The sequence below is a fragment of the Paenibacillus sp. MDV22-iso6 genome, assembly GCF_058408365.1.
This window is the reverse complement of the sequence record NZ_JBZVDZ010000010.1, coordinates 61,718-83,111: the sequence shown is the minus strand read 5'-3', so window position 1 is coordinate 83,111 and position 21,394 is coordinate 61,718. Positions and strand designations below refer to the sequence as shown.

Below are 21,394 nucleotides of genomic sequence, written 5' to 3'. Positions count from 1 at the left end.
GGAAATGAAAGGGAACGGAGCACTTCAAGCCGTTATTTTTGATTTGGATGGTGTCATTACCGACACGGCGGAGTACCATTATGTAGCGTGGAAGAAGCTGGGGGAATCGCTGGATATTCCGTTTGATCGGGAGTTCAACGAGCAGTTAAAGGGCATTAGCCGCGGGGAGTCGCTGGCGCGCATTTTACGTCTGGGTGGCAAGGAAGAGACATTTTCGGCTGAGGAAAAGGAAGAATTCGCACAGCGTAAAAACGAACATTATGTCTCGTTGCTGGACTCGTTGACACCGGAGCATACCTACCCTGGAATTCGGGAATTGCTGCTTGAGCTGCAAGCCTCCGGCATTCCTGCGGTGATCGCCTCGGCCAGCAAAAATGCTCCTCAAATTCTGAAGGCGCTGGAGTTGGACTCGCTGTTCCGCTATGTGGTACATCCGGATTCCGTACCAAACGGTAAGCCAGCACCTGATCTGTTCCTGCGTGGAGCAGAAGAAGTGGGTGCTCACATTAAGGCCTGCATCGGCATCGAGGATGCGCAGGCGGGTATTGAGGCCATCAAATCCGCAGGCATGATCGCCGTGGGTATTGGTGAAGAAGCTGTACTTAAAGGTTCCGGAGCGGACGTGGTGCTGAAAGATACTACACAGCTCACGCTGTCCTTCCTGGAGCGTACGTTGCAGGAGCACAGCCATTAAGCAGAAAAGGGGAGATGCAGCATGAACCGGGCATGGTGGAAAGAAGCCGTGGTATATCAGGTCTACTGGCGGAGCTTCCTGGATGCGAATGGAGACGGCATCGGGGATTTGGAGGGCTTGATGCTCAAGCTGGACTATATCAAAAGTCTGGGTATTGATGTCATCTGGCTTAATCCCATCTATGAATCGCCGGATAAAGATAACGGATATGACATAGCGGATTATTATCGCATCATGGCGAAAGCCGGAACGATGGAGCAGTTCAAGCAATTGCTGGACAAGGTACATGAACTGGGCATGAAGCTCATTATGGATCTGGTGGTCAATCATACATCAGAGCAGCATGCATGGTTCGAAGAATCACGTTCATCTGTCGATAATCCGAAACGCGACTGGTATATATGGAAGCCAGGGAAACCGGATGGCCCGCCGAACAACTGGCGATCCTATTTTGAACCTTCAACGTGGACTTACGACGAGCGGACGGGAGAGTATTATTTCCACTCCTTTGCCAAGGAGCAGCCTGATCTGAATTGGGAAAACCCCGAGCTGCGTGAGGAGATTTACCGGATGATGCGTTTCTGGCTGGATCAGGGCATTGACGGCTTCCGCATGGATGTAATTAATCTGCTCGCCAAGCTGGAAGGTTTCCCGGATGCGGAGCACCCGGAGAACATTGATTATCTGGGCAATAATCCAGGCATTCATGAATATTTGCAGGAAATGAACCGGGAGGTTCTCCAGCATTACGACATCATGACTGTAGGAGAAATTCCGTTTGTCACACCAGAGGATGGCCTTCTGTATGTGGGGGATAACCGGAAAGAGTTGCATACGTTATTCCATTTCCAGGTGGCGGATGACATGCCTACTTGGGATCTGAAACGGTACAAGGAAATTCAGGAGAGCTGGTATGAAGCTTTCCGACATGAAGGTTGGAACTCCCAGTTCCTGAACAATCATGATCACACCCGACAGGTTTCAAGGTACGGGAATGATGGACAATACCGTGTGCAATCCGCCAAACAACTGGCGACCATGATTCATACCCTTCCGGGAACACCGTATGTATTCCAGGGAGAGGAGATCGGCATGACGGGTGTCCGGTTCTCTTCCATTGATGAATATCACGATATTGCAATGAAGAACAAATATAAGGAAGAAATCGGTAAAGGCCGTGCGCCAGATGAAGTGCTCCACAGTCTTCAGCCGCTGAGCCGGGATAATTCCCGCACGCCGATGCAGTGGGACAGCAGCAAGCACGCCGGGTTTACCGAAGGGCAGCCGTGGATGAAGGTGAATCCCAACTATGAAGAGATTAATGTGGAGCGGGATTTGGCTGCGCAGGACTCCATATTTGCATATTACCAGCAGCTGATTGCCCTGCGTAAAACACACGCGGTTATGGTCTATGGAGATTATCATGACCAATCGGCAGGGGAAGAGCATGTATATGCATATAGCCGCAGTCTGGATGGAGAGACATGGCTTGTCATTCTCAATCACTCGGACCGGGAGCAGTCCTACCGTCTGCCTGCTTCATTCGCTGATCGAGCTACGAATGCCCGCTTGATCATTGGCAATCTGGATCGGTCAACCTCCGATGAGCTTAGAGAAGACCATCTTCGTTTGCGTCCTTATGAGGCGCTCATTTACTCCTTGTAATACATCGCAAGATCACCAGAGCCTGGCGGGGATTTTCCCGTCGGGTTCTTTTTTTATAAAAAAAGGTACACAAAAGATACATAATGAACTAAAATGAACTTATATGAACATTATCTGACTAACGAAAGGAATGGATTAATGATGCAAAACCGTTATGCTGCACACCCAAATGAAGTGAAAAACTATGATACCTCCCGTCTGCGCGAGGAATTTCTGATGGAGCAATTGTTTGCCACAGATGAGTTGGTAACAGTTTACTCTCATGTAGATCGTTATATTGTAGGAACGGCTGTACCTCAAAGCAAGGATATCGCACTTGAAGTAAATCTGAAGGATATCGGAACGAACTTTTTCCTAGAGCGTCGTGAAATCGGTATCATTAATGTTGGAGGCCATGGAACCGTGACAGCTGACGGTCAAGGCTACGAGATTGGTGCGAAAGAATGCCTGTACATCGGCAGAGGTGTAAAAGAAGTCGTGTTTAAGAGCAGCGGCAAGGATCAGCCGGCTCAGTTTTATTTTGTATCCACACCGGCTCACCACACATATCCAACAGTAAAAGCAACGCAAGAACAAGCTCAGCCGAACCACCTCGGCAGCATCGAAAGCTCGAATGAACGGACGATCTATCGCTATATCCATCAGGGAGAAGGCGGGATTCAGAGCTGTCAGCTGGTGATGGGCATTACGGAACTCGACAAGGGCAACATGTGGAATACGATGCCTGCACATACCCACAACCGCCGTTCCGAAGTATACTTGTATTTCAACCTGCCGGAAGATGGCGTCGTATTCCATATGATGGGCGAGCCAAATGAAACACGGCATCTGGTTGTACGTGACCGTCAGGCCATCATCTCTCCTAGCTGGTCTATCCACAGTGGTGTCGGTACGAGCAGCTATACCTTCTGCTGGGCAATGGCTGGTGAAAACCAGACGTTCGAGGATATGGACGGCGTGGCGATGAAGGACCTGAAATAGGCGCGTAAATTCCAAAGAAACAGGAAGTTGATCTGTGATGAATCCATTGAAAAGACATGAAAAAATTATGGAGGCTCTGCTGGAGCGGCAGGAAGTCACCGTGAGTGATCTGAGTGAACTGCTGCAGGTGACGGGCAAGACCGTACGGGAGGATCTCGATAAGCTGGAAGGTATGGGGTTGCTCGTACGTGTCCACGGGGGGGCGATGCTGGCTCAGAACGACCAGTACGGCATCCTCACGAGTCGTGGGGCTACGGAAAAGCATCATTCGGAGAAAACGGAGATTGCCGAGCGAGCCCTTGCGTATATCCGACCAGGAGATATTGTTGCGCTGGATGGCGGGAGCACTACGTTGGAGATGGCGAAGAGATTGGACAATCAGCCCATTACGGTGGTTACCAATGATCTGTTCATTATTGCTGAGCTGACCAAAAAGGAGCAGGTGCGACTGGTTGTGCCCGGTGGGGCAAGAGTCCGCAATATGCTGGTGGGAGACGATACGGCGGCCTTCATTTCCGGTCTCAACATTCATAAAGCGTTTATCTCCACGACGGCACTTCATCCGGAATTTGGACTTTCCATATATACAGGAGATCTGGTGCCACTAAAAAAAGCAATGATCTCTGCTTCTCAGCAGGTCTATGGCGTCGTGGATCATTATAAATTCGGACAATTTGCCCTTCGGACCTTTGCACACTGTTCGGAGCTGGACTGTATCATCAGCGATAGTCGCTTGGATGAGGAGACAGCAGCCCTATACAGACAAAATGGCATCGAAGTGGATTATCAGAGCTGACCTTCAGTTCCACAGTGGATACGTGACTGCCGAGACTGAAGACACGGTTTGCAACCCAATAACCATGCGGAGGAATCATTTATGAATCCATTTGATTTAAGCGGACAAGTTGCACTTGTCACTGGTACGTCAGGAGGACTGGGGCAAGGAATGGCGATTGGCCTTGCTGAAGCCGGCGCGGATGTTGTGCTGGTTTCCTACTCCAATCCATCGAAAACAGCGCGTGCTATTGAGGCTCTCGGACGTAAAGCGTATGTGATTGAAGCTGATTTGAGCCGTGAGGACGAATTGACCGGGGTGTTTGAAAAGGCATTAGCCTTTCAAGGGAGAATTGATATTCTGGTCAACAATGCAGGAATTATTCGTCGCACACCTGCAGCCGATCACGGTCAACAGGACTGGCATGATGTCATTGGTCTTAACCTGAACACGGTATTTTTCCTGAGCCAGTTGGCTGGCAGACATATGATTGAACGGGGAAGTGGCAAGATCATTAACATTGCATCCATGCTATCTTATCAGGGTGGAATTAATGTACCGGGATACACAGCCAGTAAACATGGGGTAGCCGGTTTAACGAAAGCACTCGCGAATGAATGGGCAGGCAAAGGTGTTCAAATCAACGGGATTGCACCAGGCTATATGGAAACAGACAATACAACTCAGATTCGCGCCGATGAAAATCGGTACCGTGACATCACGGCACGGATTCCGGCTGGACGCTGGGGAACACCTGAGGATCTGAAAGGTCCGGTTGTTTTCCTGGCATCGGCGGCTTCGGATTATTTGAATGGTCACGTACTGAATGTGGATGGCGGCTGGATGGCTCGTTAACGCTGTCAGCGATCGATGCAAAGGAGGCAATGACATGAAACTTGGTATTCTTGCGCATACGTTTGGTAAACAGCCTACAGCACAGCTTGCACAGACCATCGCAGATAACGGATTTAATTCGGTCCAGCTGGCATTAGCCAAGGCCTTGTCGGATGTGGACTCGGCCAACGGCAAGCTGAGCCCTGGACTTGCGAATGAGATCGCAGATCAATTTGCACAGCGCGGAGTCAAGATTGCGGTACTAGGTTGCTACATTAACCCGATTGATCCTGATCCTGTGGCTCGTCGTGCAGACATTGAACGATTCAAGGAGCATCTGCGTTATGCCCGGGATTTCGGTTGCAGCATGGTGGCAACGGAGACAGGGGGCCTGGATACGTATCGCGACACTCATCCGGATGCATATGAAGAAAAGGCATGGACGGTGCTGCGGGAGACGGTAGAGGAACTGGCGGAAGAGGCGGAAAAGTGGGGCGTTCATGCGGCGATTGAGCCAGTATCTACCCATACGCTTCATACACGTGAACATATGATCCGTCTGTTTGAAGAAATTCCTTCATCCAATCTGGGCATGCTGTTCGATCCTTGTAATCTGATTAAACAGCCTCATGTGGCTGACCAGTCTGCATTCCTGCGTGAAGTGATGGAAACGCTGTATCAGCGTATCATTGTCATTCATGCCAAAGATGTGGCTTTCAATGCGCAGGGTGAAAAGTTCAATCCGGTGCCGGGTGAGGGCATTCTGGATTATCCGTTATTTTTTGAACTATTGAAGACCTATAAACCACACATCGATATTTCACTAGAAGGGGTAACGGCGGAAGAAGCTGTCCCAGCGGCCAAGCATTTACGTGAGATATGGAGTGGCGTTCGGGTATAAACGGTATAAATTCGCGCAGAAGTTCAGCAGGTGATGGTTGAAAAAAATCCGAAAAACCTTTGCGGGAGCAAAGGTTTTTTTGGTGTAGCAGTCTTACTGATACATATTTAATATTTCTCATCGGAAAAATCGGAAATATTTCTTTTCAAAAGCGACATCTTGTGAGAGAATATGGAAAACATACGCCACCATGTCATGACATCTAGGGATTTGCCAAACGTATAAGTTAAGGGAGGAAACAGATTTATGTCAAACGAACGTGAGCTTTCATTTGAAACATTGGCAATTCATGCCGGCCAGGAGATTGATCCGACCACCCATGCACGTGCAGTACCGTTGTACCAAACAACATCCTACGGATTCCGTGATACGGAGCATGCAGCCAATCTGTTTGGATTGAAAGAGTTTGGCAATATCTATACACGTCTGATGAATCCGACCACGGATGTGTTCGAACAACGTATTGCTGCACTTGAGGGAGGCGCTGGTGCACTGGCTACGGCTTCCGGTCAGGCAGCGATTACGTTCTCCCTCTTAAACATCGCAGGTGCGGGAGATGAGATTGTTTCCGCAGCGAGTCTGTATGGAGGAACGTACAATCTGTTCTCAACCACACTACCGAAACTTGGCTTAGATGTAAAGTTTGTAGATTCCAGTGATCCTGAAAATTTCCGGGCGGCGATTACGGACAAAACCAAAGCATTGTACGCTGAAACGATTGGTAATCCGCAAGGCAACGTACTGGACATTGAAGCTGTGGCAGCTATCGCCCATGAACATGGCATTCCTTTGATTGTAGACAATACATTCCCAAGTCCGTATCTGCTTCGTCCAATCGAACATGGAGCTGATATTGTCGTTCATTCGGCTACCAAATTTATTGGCGGTCACGGTACTTCCATTGGTGGAGTTATTGTGGACAGCGGCAAATTCGACTGGAAAGCGAGTGGCAAGTTCCCGGGACTGACAGAACCGGATTCCAGCTATCATGGTGTCGTATATACAGAAGCGGTTGGACCGATTGCTTATATTATCAAAGCTCGTGTACAATTGCTGCGTGACTTTGGTGCTACGATCTCACCTTTCAATTCATGGTTGCTCATTCAAGGGCTGGAGACACTGCATCTGCGTGTAGAACGTCATAGCAGCAACGCACTGGCTTTGGCGCAATATCTGGAGAAACATGAGGATGTGGAATGGGTAAGCTACGCAGGTTTGCCGAGTCACCCTTCCTATGAACTGGCACAGAAGTATTTGCCGAAAGGCCAGGGAGCCATTCTGACCTTTGGTATCAAAGGCGGAGTGGATGCAGGACGTAAACTGATTGAAAATGTGAAGCTGTTCTCTCACCTTGCCAACGTAGGTGACTCCAAGTCACTGATCATTCATCCGGCAAGTACGACGCATCAACAGCTGACAGAAGATGAGCAGACTGCAGCCGGAGTTAATCCTGAGCTGATTCGTCTATCTGTGGGTACAGAGAATATTCAGGATATCCTCTACGATCTGGAGCAAGCCATTAAGGCTAGCCAGCAATCAAGCGTTAGTGTTTAATTCATAACGTGAATAAATTAAATTCATACGAGCCGCTTGTCCTTATGGACGAGTGGTTTTTTTAATTTTACACCGGCTAAGGTGAAAAACCCATTTACAAATGCAAAGCACAGGCATATAATGAATCAAAAGTTGTATTTGGTAAAAATAATTGCATAAGTACAAAAATGATTATCATTCTCATTCAAAATGATTTGAAAATCATTCGACAACCATTCAATAACCATGCTGCTGCGGGATTCCCGCAGCAGCATGTGTCATTTTTAGGGTATTAACAATGGCTCTCATTCTCAATACGACTTCAATACACGGGACATGGATGCAGCAAAATGCACTCCACAACCCGACATTCAGAAAGGATTGTGATTCATATGCAAGCGATACACCAACCCATTCAAACCCAAGCAAAAGCTGAACAGCGTTCAGCCAATACACCTGGCCCAGGCCGAGGGCGCAAACCAGACTTTCGGGCTATGCTGCGCAACAAGGAAATGCAAGCTGCTCTGGGCAGTGGACTTTTGATGCTTATTGCCTGGGCGACGGCATCATGGTCTAACCCGTTATCCGTACTTCTATATATTGTTGCTTATGCCATAGGTGGATGGACTAAAGCCAAAGAAGGCATAGAGACACTGGTCAAGGATCGTGATCTCGATGTGAATCTGCTCATGATTGCAGCATCGTTGGGAGCGGCAGCCATTGGCTACTGGAATGAAGGCGCCATGCTGATCTTTATTTTCGCGTTAAGTGGTGCACTGGAAAGCTATGCAACGGAGCGCAGTCACAAGGATATTTCATCACTGCTGGCGCTCAAACCGGAAACGGCGCTGCGTATTGAGGACGGTAAAATGAATCGTGTATCCATCGATGATTTGCAGCCGGGGGATCTGTTGCTGGTGAAGCCGGGCGAACTGGTTCCGGCGGATGGTGTTGTGTACCGAGGCAGCTCTTTTATCAATCAGGCCTCGATTACAGGAGAATCCTTACCCGTAGACAAAATTGCTGGTGACGAAGTATTTGCAGGTACTGTGAACGGCGAAGGTGCCCTATATGTGGAGGTGACCAAATCCGCTGAAGGATCGTTGTTTGGCAAAATCATTAAACTGGTGGAAGAAGCGCAGACGGAAGTGCCGGATTCCCAACGCTTTATTGAGCGATTCGAGGGAATATACGCCCGTATTGTTGTCGCCGTAACGGTGCTGGTTATTGTGGCAACACCGCTATTGCTTGGTTGGACGTGGAATGAGGCGTTTTACAAAGCAATGGTCTTTCTGGTTGTAGCTTCACCTTGTGCCCTGGTTTCTTCCATTATGCCGGTCATGTTATCAGCGATGTCCAGCAGTGCACGTCGCGGTATTCTTTTCAAAGGTGGCGCTCATGTGGAGAACATGGCCCAGACCCGGGTGGTTGCTTTTGATAAAACAGGAACATTGACGATGGGTACACCACAGGTGACCGATATTATAACGGCAGACGGATATGACCGTACACAGTTGTTGGGAGCGGTAGCTGCCATTGAGAACCTTTCGATGCACCCACTGGCTCGGGCTATTGTGGAGCAGGCAAGCAAGGAGGACATCAACCTCCCGATTGCTGAACAGGTTCAAGCTCTGACGGGCTGGGGGATTGAAGGGAAAGTAGACGGCGTTCTCTGGAAAATTGGGAAAACGGATGAGTTGGATACGCATCATATCACTGAGGTAAATAACGCAAATGATACAGAGAAGCAATTTATTGCTTCTAATATGGACGATCTTGCTGTGTGGTATGGCATACGTGCCCAACTTGAGGGAGAAGGCAAAACCGTGTCTGCCATAACAGCGAACGGGCAAATGGCCGGATTGATCGCGATGAGGGACACCGTGCGCCCACAAGCGGTTGCAGCGGTGAAAATGCTGGAAGCGATGGGTGTGAAAGTGGCTATGCTGACAGGTGATCGTCCCGAATCGGCAGCAGTGATCGCCCGTGAGACAGGTGTAAGCCTGGTATACGCAGGTTTGTTACCCGAAGATAAAGTGAAGCAGGTGCATCTGCTTCGCGAACAGTACGGGCAAGTGTTGATGGTTGGGGATGGTGTGAATGATGCGCCTGCACTTGCAGCGGCAACGGTTGGCATGGGCATGGGTGTATCAGGCAGTGGCACTGCACTGGAAGTAGCGGATGTTGTACTGATGAATGATAATATTGAAGAAATCGCCTGGGTAATCAGGCAGGCACGTCGGGCGCAGCGGACGGTGAAGCAGAATATGTTTTTTGCCATCACGGTAATTCTGGCTCTAATCGCGGGTAACTTCTTACAAGATGTTGCATTACCATTGGGTGTGGTAGGCCATGAAGGCAGCACGATCCTGGTTATTCTGAATGGACTAAGACTCCTGCGATAACGATATCCAATTAAAAAAAACGGCGTTTGAACCTTGGGTCAGCGGGTAATGAATCGAAGAGACGATTCCAGAGGAAGGTTCTACATGGAATATGACTAAGGGAACGTTGTTATTGAAACATTACCATGCAGTGCGGCAATCTGCCGCTGCAACGACATGACAATAAAGGGAGCTGTGAAATATGGGACGTTACGTACAAGTGGAACCGAATGTGAGTGTATTTGTTGAAGATATTGGCCAAGGAACACCGGTTGTCTTTTTGCACGGCTGGCCAGTTAATTATAAAATGTTTGAATATCAATTAAATGTACTGCCTAATCACGGCATTCGTGCCATTGCCATAGATTTCAGAGGGTATGGCAAGTCGGACGCACCGTCCACAGGCTATGACTACGACCGGATGGCGGACGATGTTCGTGCTGTGATTGATGATCTAGAGTTGAGTGACGTGGTACTTGCAGGTTTCTCCATGGGTGGAGCGATTGCCGTGCATTATATGGCCCGCCATGCGGGACATGGTGTATCCAAGCTAGCGCTATTGTCAGCGGCGGCACCGGTGTTCACGCAGCGTGAGGGTTATCCGTATGGCCTGACTGCAGCGCAGCTTACCGAGCAGATTATTGAGCCGATCTTCGTTGATCGTCCGAAGCTGCTGGAGACGTTTGGCGGCATGTTTTTCGCGAAGCAGCATAGCCAGCCGTTTATGGATTGGTTCCATGCACTCGGTATGGAGGCCTCGTCTTACAGTACGATTAATAGTGCGATTGCCCTGCGGGATGAGGATTTGCGAGGTGACCTGAGTTCGATTCAGGTACCTACAGCCATTTTGCACGGGAAGAAGGATGAGATATGCCCGTTTGAGTTCGCCGAGGAGATGCACAAAGGCATTGCCGGTTCTCAATTGATTGCTTTTGAAGAGAGCGGTCACGGGGCGTTCTATGATGAATTGGAAAAATTCAATGCCGAACTGATTCGATTTATCAAATCCGGATTGTGATCGTCCAACGACCTTTACAGATCATTTCAACTATTTCATTGAATCTTCATTTGTGAACAAAAAAAGAACCTGGAAGTTCAGCGAGCCGCTGTGCTTTCAGGTTTTTTGCCGTCCATTCTTGTGTTCATGTGAGGACTTTCCTATGTTCTTTCTATTAAAAGAGTTCAGTCAGGCCAATCATCGTGATCAGTCCAAGCAAAAAGGAAACCGTTGCCGCCCGTGCATTGCCGTCGCCGTGGCTTTCGGGAATCAATTCCTTGTACACGATGAACATCATCGCACCCGCTGCAAAGGCAAGACCGTAAGGGACCAGACCGGAGACCAGACTACTGAGTGTGTAACCAATCATGGCTGTAACAATTTCAACTGCACCCGTCAGCGTGGCGATACCGAGCGCCTTGAAGCGACCGATGTTCTGATTGACGAGGAAGAGGGCGACCAGGAATCCTTCCGGCGCATTCTGCAATCCAATGGAAAAGGCAATCAGATTGCCAAGTCCTGCGTCACTGCTCGCGTAGCTGACACCTACCGATAGCCCTTCGGGCAGGTTATGCATGGTGATGGCTGCAATGATCATGAAGGCTTTGGCTTCAATTTTGAAAGGCATCTTCTCGGGATTTTCCAGATCCACATGGGGAATCTTCATCTCCAGCACAAGCAGAACCATGCTGCCCAGCATGATACCAAGGGCAAGTACAAACAGATTGGATTGCCCGAGTGCTTCCGGTATGAGATTGTACACCGAGGCAGAGGTCATGATGCCTGCTGCGTAGGCAAGCAAAATATCACGCAGACGGTGGGTTACTTTGCGCATAAATAGAATAGGTATGGCCCCAAGGCCGGTAGACATGGCTGAGATAAAGCTGCCAATGAGTGCATCGTTCATGCTTCCATTTTCCCTCCTGATGAAGACTTCTTCATAATCGCTGCCGAGCATTGACACCGTACATAAAAGAGATCATAATGAACAACAGATTAGAATGATTATAAATTAGAATTCCGTTTCTGCATAGGTTAATTGTCATAACGGGCAGGTCATGTGGACATGATGTAGGCTTTCGTTCTAGTGTATGCAAAAGCCTTTGCTTTTGATGCCGGAGAGCCTGACCTTTTTGCAGAACCCGGGGGAGGAACTATACATGTATAAATCAATTATTATTGGAACAGGCCCTGCAGGGCTGACAGCAGCAATCTATTTGGCACGTGCCAACTTGAGCCCACTCGTTATTGAAGGACCGCAACCTGGTGGTCAATTGACAACAACAACAGAAGTAGAGAACTTCCCAGGTTTCCCTGACGGCATTATGGGTCCTGAACTGATGGACAATATGCGCAAACAAGCAGAACGTTTCGGTGCAGAATTCCGTACAGGCTGGGTAAACAACATCGATATGAGCGAGCGTCCATTCAAAATTCAGGTTGAAGGTATGGGTGAACTCGTATCCGAAACCTTGATCCTGTCTACAGGCGCATCTGCTAAATACCTCGGTATTCCTGGAGAAGAAACGAATGTAGGCCGTGGCGTCAGCACTTGTGCGACATGTGACGGATTCTTCTTCCGCAACAAAGAAATCATCGTTATTGGCGGTGGCGACTCCGCGCTGGAGGAAGCGAGCTTCCTGTCCCGTTTCGGTTCCAAAGTGACCTTGGTACACCGTCGTGAAGAACTACGTGGTTCCAAAATCATGCAGGATCGTGCACGCAGCAATGAGAAAGTGGAAATGGCATTGAACCGTACCCCTCTTGAAGTGCTGGCTGGCGACAACGGCGTAACTGGATTGAAAGTACTAAACAACGAAACAGGTACAGAAGAAATCATTCCTGCTAGCGGTGTATTCGTTGCAATTGGTCACACACCAAACACTGGATTCCTGGGCGGACAGATCACAACCGACGAACACGGTTATATTCTGACTACACCGGGCACATCCGAAACCAATATCCCAGGCGTGTTCGCTTGTGGTGATGTACAGGATACCCGTTACAAACAAGCGATCACAGCTGCAGGTAGTGGATGTATGGCTGCGATGGATACAGAGAAATATATTGAGAGCTTGGAGCACAGCGCAGTAGTTCTGTAAGGGAAGAGCTGTTTTGATCAATAGATTATTCTATAAAATAACAATATGAGGTGAATAAACATGGAAAACGTAATTGTATACACATCAACCAACTGCCCAAACTGCAAATCGGTAAAAAGCTTCTTGGCTGACAAAGGCATCTCTTATGAAGAGCGTAACATCGAGACAAGCGATGAGTTCGCACAACAAGTATGGGATATGGGCGTACGTGCCGTACCTCTGACTGTTATTGGTGAACACCGTATTCTGGGTATGAACAAGACTCAATTCGCCAAAGCGCTGGACGCTTAATTTACCCTGTATAGGGTAAGTTCAAGTCAAATGCAGCTATTCCGGTTCGCGCGAGCCGTTTGAATATATATTGGAGAAGCCTTAGTCCGAATCAGGACTGAGGCTTCTTTAAATTGCAATATGAAAAATCCCCTTTCACAGCTACAACAGAGCACATGTTTCATGAACTCTTTTGTGGATGTAAAAAGGGATTTGACGTTAAAATCAAACATATTTTATCTAAAAAAATATACTCATAAAGGTCTGAAATACTACATACACCAGTACGCCTGACAGCATGTACATGAAACCAGCCTTCTTTTTGCTCTGAAACAATCGAAGTATGCCAAGGCTGAACAGCGGCGCAAGCACGATCAGGAACAGGAGTACGGTGACAAACATTTGCGCCGAGATATCTGAAGTATCCACGTAGGTCACGAATTTTCACTCCGTTTCGTCATCGGAATTAACACGGCGACATTCATGCCGCCATGACAAAAATCACATAACCCTATTATACCTCTGGATTTCTTTAACAAAAAGGGAGGAAATGGGGCAAAATGATGTCAATTTTCAGCGGTTATTAGACGGACACTCTTATTTTACCTAGAAATTGGGAAATTGCTGAGTAAGCGGCACCCACACGTGTGGACCGACTGCCCAGAGCAGCCCATTCAATCTGCAAACTGCGGCGGTGATAGGGCAACGTACGCTCCTCCACCACTTGTTTTAGCGCCGTTTCAATCCATGGTCCTGCTTCAGAAAGAGGGCCGCCGATAATGATGCGCTCAGGATTAAAACTGTTGACGATATTGGTGATGCCAACCCCCAGTTTGCGGCCGATTTCCTGGTATAATTTCAATACATCTTCATGGCCTTGCTGTGCATAATCAATCAATTCCCGTGTAGTATGTGCTGGCAAAAGCAATTGATGATCCGGGTGCTCATAAGCTTTCTCCGAAGCATATAACTCCCAGCAGCCACGATTGCCACAGGAGCAAGGTCTGCCCTCTGCTTCAATGGACATATGGCCTGTTTCTCCGGCATATCCCCAGGCACCTTTGTACAGCTCGCCATCCACCATAATGCCTGAACCAATCCCGATGCCTGCACTAATATAGATCAGATGACGTACACCGATACCCGCACCAAAATTCAATTCTCCATGTGCACCTGCATTCGCTTCATTGTCGATCGTGACAGGTAACTCGAATACTTCTTCCAGCATGGCACGCAGGGGAACCTTCTCCCACCCCAAGTTGGGTGCAAACAGCACCGTCCCTTCCTCGTCCACCATACCCGGCACCCCGATTCCAATGCCAATTACCCCGTGAGGGGAGGGAGGGGCTGCCTGAATCAGATGTTCTGCCGCAAGTTTCAGCTGTTCAAATACAGAGGAGACATCATGTTGTTCCAGCTTCACGGCGTACTCTGTGATGATATGACCTTCAAGATCGGTAAGCACACCCTTTAAGTGGGTCACGCTGAGTTCCAAACCTACGGCATATCCCGATGTACCGCGAAATAGCAACATCAGAGGTTTACGTCCACCGCTGGATTCCCCAGGGCCAATTTCCTGCAAGAGTTCATCATTGATCAGATCGGCAACCAGATTGGATACCGTTGCTTTGTTCAGCCCTGTAATCTCGGATACCCGTGCACGGGAGAGGGGGGCATGACGCCGAATCGTATCGAGGACGATCGACTTGTTTATTTTTTTGACCAGCATCTGGTCTCCGGTAATTTTCATATCCATAAGGCACTCCTATTCTTCTATAAAAGGGTTCAGACCCACAATCCGTAAACAAGCTATTCGACTATTATAGCGTAAACAAACGTGCGAAAAACATTTTTATTTTTACTTTGTTTAACCAATAGACAAAGTATAACCGATGTGTTAGGATAACGTTGTAAACGATTACTTTCAAAACTATTGAGGAGGCATTTTACATGGCCTATTTTGAATCCGTTAATAAAATTTCATTCGAAGGTAAAGATTCCACGAATCCATTTGCTTTTAAACATTATAATCCGGAAGAAGTTGTAGCCGGCAAATCGATGGAAGAGCACTTCCGTTTCGGCATGGCTTATTGGCATACATTAACAGCGGGTGGTAGTGACCCGTTTGGTGCGGAGACTGCTGTTCGTTCTTGGGATAAATACTCCGGTCTGGACCTCGCGAAAGTACGTGTGGAAGCAGCATTTGAATTTTTGGAAAAAATGAATCTCCCGTTCTTCTGTTTCCACGATGTGGACATCGCACCAGAAGGCAACAGCCTGCGTGAGTTCTACAGCAACATCGATACGATCGTTGACCTGATTGAAGGTCACATGAAATCCAGCGGCAAAAAACTGCTTTGGAATACAGCAAACATGTTCTCCAACCCACGCTTCATGTTTGGTGCAGCTTCCACTTGCAACGCAGATGTGTACGCTCATGCTGCAGCGCAAATCAAAAAAGGTCTGGAAGTGGGTAAACGTCTGGGCGCAGAAAACTATGTGTTCTGGGGCGGTCGTGAAGGTTATGACACATTGCTCAACACAGACATGCAACTGGAACAAGACAACATTGCCCGTATGTTCCACATGGCAGTAGACTACGCGAAGGAAATTGGCTTCGATGCACAATTCCTGATCGAGCCTAAACCGAAAGAGCCAACGAAGCACCAATACGACTATGATGCAGCAACATCCATTGCATTCCTGCAAAAATACGGTTTGGACAAACACTTCAAACTGAACCTGGAAGCTAATCATGCTACACTGGCTGGTCACACATTCGATCACGAGATCCGTGTTGCCCGCACAAACGGCATGCTCGGTTCCCTCGATGCCAACCAAGGCGACATGCTGATCGGTTGGGATACGGATGAGTTCCCGGTTGATATGTACGATGCTACATTGACAATGTACGAAGTATTGAAAAACGGCGGTATCGGCCGTGGTGGTGTGAACTTCGACGCCAAAGTCCGTCGTGGTTCCTTCGAAGCAGACGATCTGTTCCTGGCACACATCGCTGGTATGGATACGTATGCTAAAGGTCTGAAAGTAGCAGCGAAATTGATTGAAGATGGTGTATTCGATGACTTCATCGAAAAACGTTACAGCAGCTTCAGCGAAGGTATCGGTGCAGATGTGGTTGCAGGTAAAGCAACACTGGCTTCCCTTGCAGAGTACGCGCTGAACAACGAAAGCCCACGCAAAAACCAATCCGGACGTCAGGAATTGCTGAGAGCAAAACTCAACCAATACATTCTGGCTGACTAATAGCGGATTTCACTTGTGCAAGGTATGGCATGTAACCATGCCTGCCCTGTACAAGCTTGTACCACGGAACGCCTGAACAAGCATGACATTCGGACCGTTCCCGACTTTCCCCTGGGAAGGCGGGGGCGGTTTTTTGATCCTTGAACCGAATGAGTTTCTTGTGCATTATGGTTTGCGTGTCCACTACTAATGACAGATATAGGTCGTAGGCACGATTTTAGCTACAGAAACGAGTACGTTTTACTCGTTTCATATCCATGTGTGTCCATGATTAAGCATGCAGAACGGAGTGAGCAGAAAGGACCCGGAGGAAGCGAAGCGGTCGCATTTATCCCCGGATTTCTCCCATGTAAAAGGGATGAAGGAAATCCGGGGGTAACGGCGATCCAAGGGTTTTCTGATCACGGAGTGACTCTCATGTAAACTTGGATTCTTCGTGGATATAACCTGAGATAAACGAGAGGAGTTAACCCATGAGTTACGTAATTGGTGTCGATCTGGGAACAAGTGCAGTTAAAACGGTGCTGGTTAACCGTGAAGGGAAAGTGGCGTTTGAAGCTTCCGAGGCTTATCCGCTGTACCAACCCAAAGCTGGATACAGTGAGCAGAACCCGGAAGATTGGGTAGAGCAGACGATTGTATCGCTGCGCAAATTGCTGGAGGTGTCCGGCGTACATCCTTCGGAAATCGAAGGACTGAGCTTCTCCGGACAGATGCATGGATTGGTGCTGGTGGATGCCGAAGGTAAACCGCTGCGCAATGCCATTCTGTGGAACGATACACGGACAACAGCGCAGTGCCGCCGCATTGAGAAGGTGCTGGATAGCAAATTGTTAAGTATTGCCCGTAACCGTGCACTCGAAGGTTTTACCCTGCCCAAAATCCTGTGGGTACAGGAAAACGAGCCGGAATCGCTGCAACAGGCAGCTCTGTTCCTGTTGCCGAAGGACTATGTGCGGTATCGCCTGACAGGTGATTATGCGATGGACTATTCGGATGCAGCAGGCACATTGCTGCTAGACGTTGCAGGCAAGCAGTGGAGCAAGGAAATCGCGGAAGCTTTTGAACTGCCAGTATCCTTGTGTCCACGCCTTGTGGAGTCATTTGAGGAAGTGGGCACATTGCTGCCTGAGATTGCGGATCAAACCGGACTTGCAGCCGCAACCAAAGTATATGCAGGCGGTGCGGACAATGCATGCGGAGCCATTGGCGCAGGCATTCTGAGTGAAGGACAGACGATGTGCAGCATCGGAACGTCCGGGGTAGTGCTTTCTTATGAAGAGCGTAAAGATCTCGATTTCGAAGGCAAAGTGCACTTTTTTAACCATGGCGAGAAAGAGGCCTTCTATATTATGGGAGTAACCCTTGCGGCAGGATACAGCCTGTCCTGGTTCAAGGATACTTTTGCAGCAGACAAATCATTTGATGTGCTCTTGCAGGACATTGATGCGATTCCAGCGGGAAGCAACGGGTTGCTGTTCACCCCTTATATCGTCGGCGAGCGTACACCGCACCCGGATGCAAACATTCGTGGCAGCTTTATCGGCATGGATGCCGGACATAAGCTGGAGCATTTTGGACGTGCTGTGATGGAGGGCATTACGTTCTCACTGCGTGAGTCCATCGATATTCTGCGTAACGCTGGCAAAACAGTGAATGAAGTTATTTCCATTGGTGGCGGCGCCAAAAATGAAGCCTGGCTGCAAATGCAGGCCGATGTCTTCAATGCAACCATTGTGAAATTGGAAAGTGAACAGGGCCCAGCAATGGGCGCGGCAATGCTGGCGGCTTATGGCTGTGGCTGGTTCCCATCCTTGCAGGAATGTGCAGCAGCATTCATTCGTCCTGCCAAATCCTATGTGCCTAACCCGGAAACGGTTAAGGTGTATGACGGACTGTTTGCACTGTATCAGGATGTGTACGGGCAAACACGCAGCTTGAATGATCGTCTGGCAGCGTATCGTTGATTATTCAACCTCATCTATATTGAGATCTCAATAGGTCATTAACTATTAAACCAATGAAATATTCCATTAAGGAGGTACCTGCGAAAGCGGGTGCCTTTTTTGTCGTTGTTCATGAAAGAAGGGCATATCATATTTCAAGATTCCTAAACGTCATGAAAGGTTTCCCTGCCAGACATAACCCTGTTCCAGACGTGCATAGATTAGATATTGAGGTTAATAGAGGTTCAGCCAATTAATCATTCATATCACATCAATTATTACGCGTGACAGACTCAGCCTGGAGGTGGGGAGTTGGAAGATCGTGAAGCAACCACGAGGCCGCATGTCACCTTGTCCATGATTGTTCGCAATGAGGAGCACAGGTATCTCAGACAGGCGTTGGAGACTCACCGGCCGTGGATTGATCGTGCGGTGATCATTGACGACGGAAGTACAGACCATACCGTCGCTTTATGCCAGGAAATGCTGGAGGGAATCCCGCTTACGTTGATTGTGAATCCGGCCTCCCTATTTGCAGATGAGGTGAGTTTACGCAAGCAGCAGTGGGAGACAACAGTGGCTACAGGACCGGAATGGATCTTGAACCTGGACGCGGATGAAATTCTGACAACGGATTTTGGTATTGTACGGAATCAACTGTTGGGTGGAACGGAGGACGCCATTTATTTCAGGTTGTTTGATATGTGGAGTGATACACATTACCGGGAAGACCAATACTGGCAGGCTCATGCGTATTATCGGCCATTTCTGGTCCGATACCGACCGGAATGGAGCTATGAGTGGAAGGAAACCCCGCAGCACTGCGGCCGTTTTCCGCTAACGATTCAGCATTTTGCCTATGGATGTCACTCCCCTCGAGTGAAGCACTATGGTTGGGCGCGTGCAGAGGACCGGATTCGTAAATACGAGCGTTATCAAGCACTGGACCCGGATGCGAGATATGGCTGGAAGGAACAGTACGAATCCATTTTGGATGCAGATCCAATACTTCTGGAATGGTCGGAATAAGGGAAGGAGGACAATAGAGTTGAAGAAGGAAAAAGAAAAAGGTAAAGAAGAGCCAAAGGAAAAGATTCTTATCGCAAGCCCTGTTCGGCAGACGGCTGCGGTACTCCGTGAATTTCTCCAGTCCTTGGAATCGCTTGAGAGAACGACGGTAACGACAGACTATCTGTTTGTGGACGACAACGAAGAAGAAGCGGCATCCAATATGCTCCAGGAGTTTGTACTTCGGCATGAAGGCAACCTTTTGGATGCGAATGTAGATGAAACAGATGCCAATCAGGGAAAAGGAATTTACAACAAGGACGAGGGTGGGCACTATTGGCGTGACGAACAGATCTGGCGGGTAGCCGGACTGAAAAATCGTATTTTGGCATATGCCCGTGACCAGAAGTACGATGCCGTGTTCTTGATTGATTCCGATCTCGTCCTGCATCCACGGACATTGGAACAGCTCGTATCGAACAGGAAGGAGATCATCTCCAATATCTTCTGGACTCGATGGCAGCCGGGCACAAGGGAAATGCCACAAGTCTGGTTGCAGGATGAGTACGCCCTGTTTCGCAAGGGAGGCAAACGCAATACAGGGGAGGAAGCAGAGGACGAAGGTACACAGACGGATGCATTCCTGAGGCAATTGCGTACCCCGGGTTGTTATGAAGTGGGTGGACTTGGGGCGTGTACCCTTATTCGCAGGAACGTATTGGAGTCCGGAGTTTCCTATGACCAGATTCCGAATGTATCTTTCTGGGGAGAAGATCGCCATTTTTGCATCCGTGCTCAGGCACTGGGGTTCCGTTTATACGTAGATACACATTTTCCGGCCTATCACATCTACCGACTATCGGAATTGCCCGGAGTAGCTGCTTTTAATCGCAGAGCCATACGCGGAGAAGAATCGATCAGTATTTCGCTGTGTATGATTGTGAAAAATGAAGAAGCTTCCCTCTCCAGATGTCTGGACTCGGTTAATGGGATCGCTGACGAGATTGTAATTGTAGATACGGGTTCGACGGACCAGACCCGTCAGATCGCAGCTCGTTATACGGAACGTATCATTGATTTTGAATGGGTGGATGATTTTGCGGCAGCACGGAACTTTGCTTTTGAACAGGCAACAAGTGAATATATACTATGGCTGGATGCAGATGATGTGTTTGAACCGGATGACCGGGTGAAGCTCATTGAACTGAAGCGCTCCCTGGACCCTGCTGTGGATAGTGTGACGATGGATTATCATCTGTCCTTTACGGCGGAGGGGAAGGTGGCATATAGTCTGAGGCGGAACCGACTGGTGCGCAGGGATCGGAATTATCGCTGGATTGGTGCCGTGCATGAATATTTGGAAGTGGCCGGTCATCTGCTGCATAGTGACGTGGCAGTCACGCATAAGAAAGATAAGGAATACACGGATCGCAATCTAAAGATATATCGCAAACGCGAACAGGCAGGGGAGGAATTCTCTCCGCGTGATTTATATTATTTTGGCAATGAATTGAAAGACCACGGGCATCTTGAAGATGCGGTGCAGTACTATGGAAAATTTCTGGACACCGGGCTGGGATGGGTGGAGGATCAGATCGCAGCATGCCAGAAAATAGCTGATTGCGAGGTATCACTTGAACGTTCGGAAAAGGAAGTCTCGGCATTGTTGAGATCCTTTGCCTTTGATTTGCCGAGGGCAGAGATCTGCTGCCGATTGGGTGGATATTTTGCTGACCGTGCCGATTACCGCAAAGCCTTATACTGGTATGAACAGGCGACCCGCGCCGTACGCCCGACCGATCCAATGGTAGTATTGAACGAAGCTGCATGGACATGGATGCCGCATTTACAATTGTGTGTGTGTTATGACCGGATGGGCAATCGGGCAAAAGCCAAAGAGCACAATGACATTGCTTTGATGTACCATCCGACACATCCCAGCATGTTGTATAATGATAAGTATTTTAAGGATCTGGAGAAGGATAATAACGTGCTGGAAAATGCTTAGAGCAAACCTCTCTAATGGAATAAAGTGGA

General features: G+C 48.5%; 18 protein-coding genes. 15 read left to right on the top strand and 3 right to left on the bottom strand.

Features of this window, described 5'->3' with window-relative positions; translation table 11 throughout:
- Positions 1 to 4: 4 nt before the first annotated feature.
- The 9 genes from pgmB (at position 5) to AC4PM4_RS25260 (ending at position 10,785) form a co-directional block, all read left to right on the top strand.
- The gene (pgmB, locus tag AC4PM4_RS25300; RefSeq protein WP_064640609.1) at positions 5 to 694 is read left to right on the top strand and encodes a beta-phosphoglucomutase; all 690 of its coding nucleotides are present in this window, start codon (positions 5 to 7) and stop codon (positions 692 to 694) included.
- A gap of 21 nt (positions 695 to 715) precedes the next feature.
- Positions 716 to 2,359 (top strand): glycoside hydrolase family 13 protein, encoded by a 1,644-nt coding sequence (locus AC4PM4_RS25295; RefSeq protein ID WP_491614811.1) that lies wholly within the window; start codon positions 716 to 718, stop codon positions 2,357 to 2,359.
- Between the two features lie 141 nt (positions 2,360 to 2,500).
- Complete coding sequence (kduI, locus tag AC4PM4_RS25290) at positions 2,501 to 3,340, top strand: 5-dehydro-4-deoxy-D-glucuronate isomerase (protein ID WP_053779017.1); 840 nt, start codon at positions 2,501 to 2,503, stop codon at positions 3,338 to 3,340.
- A gap of 37 nt (positions 3,341 to 3,377) precedes the next feature.
- Entirely contained in the window at positions 3,378 to 4,136 is a 759-nt protein-coding gene (locus tag AC4PM4_RS25285) for a DeoR/GlpR family DNA-binding transcription regulator (protein WP_063566570.1), read from the top strand.
- Positions 4,137 to 4,217: 81 nt separating this feature from the next.
- Complete coding sequence (gene kduD, locus AC4PM4_RS25280) at positions 4,218 to 4,970, top strand: 2-dehydro-3-deoxy-D-gluconate 5-dehydrogenase KduD (RefSeq protein ID WP_090811430.1); 753 nt, start codon at positions 4,218 to 4,220, stop codon at positions 4,968 to 4,970.
- 34 nt (positions 4,971 to 5,004) lie between these two features.
- On the top strand, positions 5,005 to 5,850 hold the full coding sequence (locus AC4PM4_RS25275; protein ID WP_491614810.1) for a sugar phosphate isomerase/epimerase family protein: 846 nt from the start codon (positions 5,005 to 5,007) through the stop codon (positions 5,848 to 5,850).
- 246 nt (positions 5,851 to 6,096) lie between these two features.
- Positions 6,097 to 7,404 carry a homocysteine synthase gene (locus AC4PM4_RS25270; protein WP_491614809.1) on the top strand — a complete coding sequence of 436 codons (1,308 nt, stop codon included), beginning with the start codon at positions 6,097 to 6,099 and terminating at the stop codon, positions 7,402 to 7,404.
- Between the two features lie 371 nt (positions 7,405 to 7,775).
- Positions 7,776 to 9,788 (top strand): heavy metal translocating P-type ATPase, encoded by a 2,013-nt coding sequence (locus tag AC4PM4_RS25265; RefSeq protein ID WP_491614808.1) that lies wholly within the window; start codon positions 7,776 to 7,778, stop codon positions 9,786 to 9,788.
- Between the two features lie 181 nt (positions 9,789 to 9,969).
- Positions 9,970 to 10,785 carry an alpha/beta fold hydrolase gene (locus tag AC4PM4_RS25260; protein WP_491614807.1) on the top strand — a complete coding sequence of 272 codons (816 nt, stop codon included), beginning with the start codon at positions 9,970 to 9,972 and terminating at the stop codon, positions 10,783 to 10,785.
- Positions 10,786 to 10,939: 154 nt separating this feature from the next.
- Here AC4PM4_RS25260 and AC4PM4_RS25255 read toward each other — a convergent pair whose 3' ends face one another.
- Complete coding sequence (locus AC4PM4_RS25255) at positions 10,940 to 11,671, bottom strand: ZIP family metal transporter (RefSeq protein ID WP_053779008.1); 732 nt, start codon at positions 11,669 to 11,671, stop codon at positions 10,940 to 10,942.
- Positions 11,672 to 11,924: 253 nt separating this feature from the next.
- On the opposite strand from AC4PM4_RS25255, the gene trxB reads away from it, so the two are divergent.
- Together trxB and AC4PM4_RS25245 are read left to right on the top strand one after the other, a co-directional pair.
- On the top strand, positions 11,925 to 12,866 hold the full coding sequence (gene trxB, locus AC4PM4_RS25250; RefSeq protein WP_063566574.1) for a thioredoxin-disulfide reductase: 942 nt from the start codon (positions 11,925 to 11,927) through the stop codon (positions 12,864 to 12,866).
- Between the two features lie 60 nt (positions 12,867 to 12,926).
- Positions 12,927 to 13,157 (top strand): glutaredoxin family protein, encoded by a 231-nt coding sequence (locus AC4PM4_RS25245; RefSeq protein ID WP_024631391.1) that lies wholly within the window; start codon positions 12,927 to 12,929, stop codon positions 13,155 to 13,157.
- Between the two features lie 219 nt (positions 13,158 to 13,376).
- Here AC4PM4_RS25245 and AC4PM4_RS25240 read toward each other — a convergent pair whose 3' ends face one another.
- Positions 13,377 to 13,574, bottom strand: coding sequence for a hypothetical protein (locus tag AC4PM4_RS25240; protein ID WP_053779005.1), 198 nt, complete (start codon positions 13,572 to 13,574; stop codon positions 13,377 to 13,379).
- 145 nt (positions 13,575 to 13,719) lie between these two features.
- Positions 13,720 to 14,886 (bottom strand): ROK family transcriptional regulator, encoded by a 1,167-nt coding sequence (locus tag AC4PM4_RS25235; RefSeq protein ID WP_064641135.1) that lies wholly within the window; start codon positions 14,884 to 14,886, stop codon positions 13,720 to 13,722.
- Positions 14,887 to 15,086: 200 nt separating this feature from the next.
- Between AC4PM4_RS25235 and xylA the strand changes: the two genes are divergently transcribed.
- The 4 genes from xylA (at position 15,087) to AC4PM4_RS25215 (ending at position 21,365) form a co-directional block, all read left to right on the top strand.
- Positions 15,087 to 16,403 (top strand): xylose isomerase, encoded by a 1,317-nt coding sequence (gene xylA / locus AC4PM4_RS25230; protein ID WP_491614806.1) that lies wholly within the window; start codon positions 15,087 to 15,089, stop codon positions 16,401 to 16,403.
- Between the two features lie 473 nt (positions 16,404 to 16,876).
- A complete protein-coding gene (gene xylB, locus AC4PM4_RS25225; RefSeq protein WP_491614805.1) occupies positions 16,877 to 18,370 on the top strand; it encodes a xylulokinase in 1,494 nt (497 codons plus the stop codon).
- 291 nt (positions 18,371 to 18,661) lie between these two features.
- On the top strand, positions 18,662 to 19,378 hold the full coding sequence (locus AC4PM4_RS25220; RefSeq protein ID WP_240321507.1) for a glycosyltransferase: 717 nt from the start codon (positions 18,662 to 18,664) through the stop codon (positions 19,376 to 19,378).
- Between the two features lie 19 nt (positions 19,379 to 19,397).
- Positions 19,398 to 21,365, top strand: coding sequence for a glycosyltransferase (locus AC4PM4_RS25215; RefSeq protein ID WP_256338071.1), 1,968 nt, complete (start codon positions 19,398 to 19,400; stop codon positions 21,363 to 21,365).
- The last annotated feature ends 29 nt before the right edge of the window (positions 21,366 to 21,394 follow it).

Coding starts and splice junctions, on each gene's coding strand:
- AC4PM4_RS25255 (WP_053779008.1), bottom strand. CDS start 11,671: ATGAACGATGCACTCATTGGCAGCTTTATCTCAGCCATGTCTACCGGC.
- AC4PM4_RS25260 (WP_491614807.1), top strand. CDS start 9,970: ATGGGACGTTACGTACAAGTGGAACCGAATGTGAGTGTATTTGTTGAA.
- AC4PM4_RS25295 (WP_491614811.1), top strand. CDS start 716: ATGAACCGGGCATGGTGGAAAGAAGCCGTGGTATATCAGGTCTACTGG.
- AC4PM4_RS25285 (WP_063566570.1), top strand. CDS start 3,378: ATGAATCCATTGAAAAGACATGAAAAAATTATGGAGGCTCTGCTGGAG.
- AC4PM4_RS25245 (WP_024631391.1), top strand. CDS start 12,927: ATGGAAAACGTAATTGTATACACATCAACCAACTGCCCAAACTGCAAA.
- trxB (WP_063566574.1), top strand. CDS start 11,925: ATGTATAAATCAATTATTATTGGAACAGGCCCTGCAGGGCTGACAGCA.
- pgmB (WP_064640609.1), top strand. CDS start 5: ATGAAAGGGAACGGAGCACTTCAAGCCGTTATTTTTGATTTGGATGGT.
- kduD (WP_090811430.1), top strand. CDS start 4,218: ATGAATCCATTTGATTTAAGCGGACAAGTTGCACTTGTCACTGGTACG.
- AC4PM4_RS25270 (WP_491614809.1), top strand. CDS start 6,097: ATGTCAAACGAACGTGAGCTTTCATTTGAAACATTGGCAATTCATGCC.
- xylB (WP_491614805.1), top strand. CDS start 16,877: ATGAGTTACGTAATTGGTGTCGATCTGGGAACAAGTGCAGTTAAAACG.
- AC4PM4_RS25275 (WP_491614810.1), top strand. CDS start 5,005: ATGAAACTTGGTATTCTTGCGCATACGTTTGGTAAACAGCCTACAGCA.
- kduI (WP_053779017.1), top strand. CDS start 2,501: ATGCAAAACCGTTATGCTGCACACCCAAATGAAGTGAAAAACTATGAT.
- AC4PM4_RS25265 (WP_491614808.1), top strand. CDS start 7,776: ATGCAAGCGATACACCAACCCATTCAAACCCAAGCAAAAGCTGAACAG.
- AC4PM4_RS25235 (WP_064641135.1), bottom strand. CDS start 14,886: ATGAAAATTACCGGAGACCAGATGCTGGTCAAAAAAATAAACAAGTCG.
- xylA (WP_491614806.1), top strand. CDS start 15,087: ATGGCCTATTTTGAATCCGTTAATAAAATTTCATTCGAAGGTAAAGAT.